6 protein-coding genes and 1 pseudogene are annotated in these 6,750 nt (G+C 46.3%); 1 reads left to right on the plus strand and 6 read right to left on the minus strand.

The window, feature by feature from the left end; translation table 11 throughout:
• Nucleotides 1-36: 36 nt before the first annotated feature.
• The 6 genes and pseudogenes from ACLTD4_RS32400 to ACLTD4_RS32425 form a co-directional block, all read right to left on the minus strand.
• The gene (locus tag ACLTD4_RS32400; protein ID WP_242830760.1) at nucleotides 37-1,143 is read right to left on the minus strand and encodes a CpaF/VirB11 family protein; all 1,107 of its coding nucleotides are present in this window, start codon (nucleotides 1,141-1,143) and stop codon (nucleotides 37-39) included.
• 48 nt (nucleotides 1,144-1,191) lie between these two features.
• A complete protein-coding gene (gene ltrA / locus ACLTD4_RS32405; protein WP_006778114.1) occupies nucleotides 1,192-3,018 on the minus strand; it encodes a group II intron reverse transcriptase/maturase in 1,827 nt (608 codons plus the stop codon).
• Between the two features lie 733 nt (nucleotides 3,019-3,751).
• On the minus strand, nucleotides 3,752-4,078 hold the full coding sequence (locus ACLTD4_RS32410) for a hypothetical protein (RefSeq protein ID WP_006773321.1): 327 nt from the start codon (nucleotides 4,076-4,078) through the stop codon (nucleotides 3,752-3,754).
• A pseudogene (locus ACLTD4_RS32415) lies at nucleotides 4,062-4,866 on the minus strand (hypothetical protein). Before ACLTD4_RS32415 ends, ACLTD4_RS32410 begins: the two are co-directional and overlap by 17 nt.
• Before the next feature lie 25 nt (nucleotides 4,867-4,891).
• Nucleotides 4,892-5,713 carry a Flp pilus assembly protein CpaB gene (locus ACLTD4_RS32420; RefSeq protein ID WP_006778115.1) on the minus strand — a complete coding sequence of 274 codons (822 nt, stop codon included), beginning with the start codon at nucleotides 5,711-5,713 and terminating at the stop codon, nucleotides 4,892-4,894.
• 19 nt (nucleotides 5,714-5,732) lie between these two features.
• Nucleotides 5,733-6,227: a prepilin peptidase gene (locus tag ACLTD4_RS32425; RefSeq protein WP_006773324.1), complete on the minus strand. Its 495-nt coding sequence runs from the start codon at nucleotides 6,225-6,227 to the stop codon at nucleotides 5,733-5,735.
• Between the two features lie 272 nt (nucleotides 6,228-6,499).
• On the opposite strand from ACLTD4_RS32425, the gene ACLTD4_RS32430 reads away from it, so the two are divergent.
• Nucleotides 6,500-6,652, plus strand: a complete 153-nt coding sequence (locus tag ACLTD4_RS32430) for a hypothetical protein (protein ID WP_412331900.1) — start codon at nucleotides 6,500-6,502, stop codon at nucleotides 6,650-6,652.
• The last annotated feature ends 98 nt before the right edge of the window (nucleotides 6,653-6,750 follow it).

The following is a 6,750-nucleotide window of genomic DNA, read 5'->3' on the forward strand; positions in this document are numbered from 1 at the left end:
GATAAGGACAAAGCAAATCAAATAAATCCAATGCAACTAATCCACCTCCTTTCCTGTGAATTCCTCCAGTTCTTTATGAGATATTCCGTTGTCCAGCAGCCTTTTTTTCAAGCCGTCAGAGATAGAGCCTACTTTCCGATGATGCCCTACCACGCGGGTTTCCCCGCTTTCCAGAGTTACGTTGTCCACTACCTCATACTTGTAAAGAGAGCGATAGATCAGCTTTCCATCCTGGTAGTCCTCCCCCTCTATGATTTCCATGATTTTCCGGGAACGGTCCTCCAGCTGCTTCGTAAAGACAACCACCGGATAGGCTTCCACCATAATCTGCATGAGTACGGAATCGTCCATGTTATACTTGCGCTTGGCAAGCGTCATCATACGCCGGTAGGTGCTGTTGCAGGAATTGGAGTGAATGGTGGTGCAGACCGTATGGCCGGTCCGGGAGCTTTCCGCAGCCGAAAGGCTCTCGGCCGCCGATCTCATTTCCCCCACGCCGATTACGTCCGGGTGCTTTCGCAACACACGCTCCAGGAGAAAATCCTGGTTGATGTTCATGGCTGGGTTCTCATGGGGCCTTGTAAGCAGGTGTACAACGGAATTGAGGATATTGCCATCGGCGTCCCTCTTGATTAAATCAAATTCCCGGCTGCCCTCCTCAATGGTAATCAGGCGCCGGTTATTGGGAACCTGGGACAGCAGCCAGGCCATCACGGTTGTTTTTCCCGAGCCGGTGGAGCCGGCGATACAGACGCTGACTCCATAGCGGATACAGGCTGTGAGAAAATGCAGCATTTCAGCGGTAGCGCTTTTGGACTCCAGAAGCTTCTGTTCAGAAACCGTCTGCTGGTTGACAATACGGATGGAAGCGTTTATCCCCACATCAGAATCAACAATAGGGGCTTTATCCACGGAGATACGGATATTCTTATCGAGAAACCCAATGACGCTGGGCATGGTATCATCAATTACCATGCCGCAGGCGTTTAACATACGGCGGACCACATCAATGGCGTGCTGGGGCGAGGTGAATTTATCCGGTATCTTGATACTGCGCCCGCTGTTCATAATCACCTCAATATCGTTATAGGCGTTGAATAGTGATAGGTAATCCTTTGAAGTTATCTCCGGATTTTCCCCCACTCCACACCGTGCATGAAACTTTCATTTCACACGGCGTTCCATCAATATTTACTTATTCTCACTAATCTCACAATTTCCAACTAAACGTCTCAAGTTATTCAGCTTCACGAAGTCTATTGATTTTCGTTTCAACAATTCAAGGTATTTTTCAATGGTTTCTACTTCTTTTGTATGAATCAGCTTATGCACTGCTCCAGTAACAAACACCAGATTTTTATATGCATCTGTGCCTCCCTCCGAACGCATGGTTTTATGATGTACTTCCATATCTGATATTTTCAGTTTTTCTCCTGTAATAAAACACCTTCCACGTTGTCCAACGTAAAGTGATATCCGGTTATCATTGTATTCCAGACTTTGGTTCTGAACAGGATTCTTCATGATATATTGCAATGTATCATAACTGAAATTTTGCAGATATTTATGGATTTTCTCCCTGCCGTTCACCGTGTAATTGCATATATCCTGCGAAAAACATACCGGTGGAGTTGTCTGCACGTAATGGATTGGATAAAGTGCCACCCGCTGTATAAATAGGGGCTTTACCTTACACTTTCCATAAAAGCGTTCATATGCCCTGCTTTTATTACCTCGTTTACTTCGTATACATTTCGTTCTGCAATAAAGGCTCTTATTGACATGAAAAGCGATTTCTGCAAAGTCTTTACTGATATGACTGGCTATCTTATAATACCCATGCAACCCCAGTACAGTAGCATTAAACTGCTGTACCCGTGCACCGATAGCATCATGTTGTAATACTTTGATTTTCTGTTTTAATTCTTTCTTGCATTTTTCTTTGCTTTTCTTTGTCATGTGGGATTTGACCACATATTTCTGACCTTTCTTCCAAAGCTTCAACTTAAATCCTAAAAATTCAGAATATCGTTTTCTTAGATTTACTATCTTGGACTTTTCCGGGCTGATTTCTAAGCCCAGTCTTTCTTCAAGCCACTGTTTTGTGGCTGCAAACATCTTTTCGGCAGTTTTTCTATCTTTACAGAGTAACTTAAAATCATCGGCATATCTGACGATAAATACTTCTTTTAAATTACCCCTTCTCAACAACTCATATTTTCTTGTCGGATTTTTATATGAGTGGTGGGTTTTATGGTTCTCCCACTGGCTTGCAATCCACCAGTCTAACTCATTAAGAACGACATTAGATAATAATGGACTGAGAATTCCGCCTTGCGGGACCCCTTTTTGTGGAACCCCTATTCCTTTAATTTCAGTCTTTAGCATCTTGGATATAATACATAACAATTGTTTATCCTGAATCCCCAGGCTCCATAACTGTTTCATGAGTTTCCCATGATTGACATTATCGAAAAATCCTTTAATATCAATATCTACTACATACTGAAAGTTATGCCGGTTGGTCAGTGCCAACACTCTGGCAATGGCATGATGAGTGCTCCGATTCGGACGGAAGCCATAACTATGTTTATAAAATTTGGCTTCACAAATCGGCTCAAGAACCTGCTTAATACATTGTTGTATCAGCCGGTCTTCCATGGTCGGAATCCCCAGTGGTCGTACTTTCCCATTATCTTTTGGAATTTCTACCCTACGAACTGGCATTGGTTGAAAATTTGACATTCTATTTCGCACATATGAGATTAACCTCTCCGGATTGTCTTTTCCAATATCCAGAATCGTAGTAGCATTGACTCCCTTGGTCTTACTGCCTTTATTCTTTTTGATGTTACGATATGCAAGCAATATATTTTCTCTGCTTACAATCAGGTCATATAGATTTGTAAATCTCCGATTTTCTTTTGCTTTGGAATACAGTTCATCATAAATCGCCTGAGTATCATAATACTCATTGTTTCTCAATCGCTGTTTCTTCCTTGATTTTCTAGTTGCCATAAGTCGGCTTTCACTTCCTTAATTGCGGAAATCCTGCCTCTCTTAGTCATACTCGAACCTTATGCAGTTTCATAACTGTTTGTAAGTTGTGTTTTACTGTAAATACTGACTTGTGGCTATCCCTCCACCGCTTATTATCACGGCTTCATCGGTACTGTGCCACTACTTTCATCAACATAAAAGCAGGTTATACAAAATGTTTTCCCTGCTAACGCTTCATAGGGATTAAGCCCTCCACGTTGCTGACTTACCACGTTCCGATAATCCTATCTTTACATATATACCCTTAGGTTCCTTCTTTAAGCCTGTCTGCTTTGACACCGCCTGTAACGGTGTAAGGAGTTTCATATCAACAAGTTTTACTAATCCTCACAGACCTTGCATTCTGCAAGCACAGCCGTTAGACTGTTTAGAGATTTAGACCCGTACACTCAAAGGTTCGCCGTCTACTGCCTTTTTACAGTAGAATTCTAACCATAGGTATTTTATAGACCCCGCCCTATCACTCCCAGCCACCTCTGGCTTGGTTTTGCTGTATCCTTTTTGACCTTAGCAAGTGCATACAGGCGACTTCAGCGAGCTTTATGACAATCTTGTGCTTAATCACAATCATGCCATTCGCAGTTTTAGGCAGGCGTTTCAAGGCGTTCCCCTATCATTCCACCTATCGGATTATCAGTTCTCCTAAACCGAACTTTGTTACATTCTTACGTTTGGTGCCTAACCTTTTCAGCTAGGAACGTGTCGCACTATTTACTTCCTCAACGCCTGGCTTATAAATCCATTGATTCAAAAAAGAATAGCCTGCCATATCTTCATAGAGCTTTTCGCAGAGCTCCTTAGTTGTCAGCCCGTCAGCCGTATATTTCCGCTTGACGATATACTGTACCATCAGTTCCTTTAAAACGGTGGTAGCCTTATCCGTATTTTCCTCGCCGGCCTCTGCAATGGTGGACGCATGGTTCTCCGAAAAATACCGCTGTACATCTTCAAGGATCTGGTCATAGGTCAGATTATCATTGGCTGCCGGGGCGAAGAAAATATCATTCAGATTGTTCATCTGCGCGCTCCTCCTGTCTCTCCTCCACGAAATCGTCCTGCTGACGTTCTTCTTCCTTTGGTTCCAGCATTTCCAGAACTTTATTCAGGGAGGCCGTATATTTAGGGTTGCAATAGCTGATGGCGTGAAACATACCGCCCTCCGTGGCACAGCGGTCCACCTCCTTTCCGTAGAGGCGACAAACCGTCAAAACCGCCTATGAGGTGTCCCATTTCTTCGATTGCGTGGAAGGGACGGGCGAGGCCTGCAAAGGTTAAATGTTCGTGATAACGGAAGCGGCTGTCTGCCAACAGAGGCTGATGCGCTTTCAGATAGTGAATCCCCTTTAAATCCGGAGTCAGGATTCGGATAACCAGATCGCCGGATTCAATGGCTGCGGGTGTAAACACGTTCGTCATGGCCGAACTGCAGTCGAGAATGACAAAATCAACCAGCCTGGACGCCGCTGCAATCAGCGCCATCGCCATATCGTATTTCATTTCCGGATAACTCAATGGATTCTCGCCGGCACAGTAGCCCATGAGTCCGATAAAGGGATAGGATTTCAGCACAGTCACATGGCTGGCTGCCAGGGCGGTGTCAATCTCCACGCTGCTTAAAACCTGCCCGATTGAGGCGTTAGCAGGGGCAAGCTGCTCCGGAAGCCACACAGGAAGCATGGGTACGCTGATATCCGCATTGATAAGAATGGCCTTGCTTTTATCTCTCGTGAGTGCCTTGGCGAGTATACAGCAGAACATAGATTTTCCGCTGCCTGGACTCCCCCATACGGTAATTACTTTTGCCATATGTAAAATCTCCTTTCTGGCTGAGTTATGGATTTTGACCGGGTTCTTCTCCGGTGGTTGAAGCTTCTGGTGCTTCACTGGAGGAAGTGGAAAAAACATGGCCGGAATCTGACATCTCCTCCGGCAGAGCCGGAGATTCCAGGTCCGAAAGCATTTGATCCTGCTCTGCAAGCAGTTCGGCCGCCAGCTCCTCATTGTTGCGGGAGATAAGGGCCACGTGGGCAACGCCATCGTTTTCCAGTTCCGTAATAATCCGGGCCTGCTCAGGGGTCGCCATGACGGTGACAGTGGCAGATTGTTGTTTTTCCTCGTCCTCTGCGGGCTCAGCTGTATTGTCTATGTTGGTCCCGTCAGCGCCGGTGACTGATAAAACCCTTACAAAGCGCAGTTCCGGTATCTCCCTTGCAGTTTCAAGAAAATGGTAAATACGCACAATGTCACCTGCCTGCAGCTTATCCGACAAACCGGAGGCCAGGGTTTTAACGCTTAAAGAGATTGCCACCCTTCCGGATGGGATATCATTCAGCGCAATATCCGAGGTGAGCGGAAGTGCGCTGATCTTTGACGAAAGGATATAATCTCCCTCCATTAAATCCGAGACAGCATACTTTCCCACCACGTCCTCTGTGGAGCGGGCAATATTTGCCGGCAGGTTATAGCTTCCCACCTCCGCCAGTTCCACATTTTTGTCGGTAATAATGGCGCCTTTTAAAACAGGCTTCGACACGCGGACAATTTCAGTCTTGCCGTTGGTCTGTCTGGCAATCGTTGGAAGGGCGACAAAAGCAATGACAGCGGCCAGCAGAAGGCTAAGCAGCCCAAATAAAAAACGGTTATTTAATCTCATGTTCATCTCTCCTGGTTTATTATTTCAAAGCAGCGGCGACCACCAGATTTCCCATAGCAAGAAAAGGGACAAAGGGAATCGCCAGATTTTCATTTAACTGGTTTCTTCTGGTGAGAAACACTGCAATAGCGGCAAGGGCGGCAGCGGTCAGCAGGATTGCGGTCATACGATTGACGCCGTAAATAAACCCCATGATTCCAGCCAGCTTGATGTCCCCTCCACCGACTCCGGTGCCGTCCTTAGAGACAAGGGCGGCGGTGAGCAGGACTCCAAAGCCCGCCGCCGCACCTGCAAGGGAAGCCAGCCAGGCTTCAGAAACCATCTGCCAGTTAAAGGAACCGGCGTTTAACAGAAAGGGAGCGGCAAGTGCAGCCGGACAAAATAAAACGAGCGCCCGGTCAGGCACCCGCTTATGGAACAGGTCGTAAATGGCAAAACCGGTAATCGCGCAGAATACCAGCGTTTCATATAAAAGGACCGGAATATTATTCCCGGTTAGTATACCAGTCATCATAAAGACTCCCCCGTATGGATACATGGTCGTTTAGATTGATTGACAACATTCCGTCCGGCGTCCATGTATCCCAAACCTGGGTATACACGCTGTATTGTGTATGGTCCGGAAACCACAGCGGTGTGAAATGCACAGATCGGGTATAGGTTGAGAATGAATTTGGACGGAAGGTAAATTTAGAGCTCCTTCCCCCGGAAGTCCGCTGGAGCAGACGAAGGTATGTCCCATAGTCAAATTCCGGAAATACGGAAAATGCGGTCTGAGGGTGGGTGATGTGGCTGGATGGGGCGCTGGTGGAAAGCGTTGCCCTCACGTCGGTTTTTACCCCATATCCGCTTTTCATGTTTTTTCCGGAAGCAGTCGGTACGAGATCATCCGGCATCAATGACATGGAGCCGGTGATGGAGGCGGAATATCCTGTGTAATCGTATTCCCAATATCCATTGTCAACCCAATGCCCGCCGACGTCATGTTCTCACCAGACCCATACCGCCACCCAGTATCAGCGCCATACGCCCCAGAT

It is taken from the genome of Hungatella sp., from assembly GCF_046966825.1.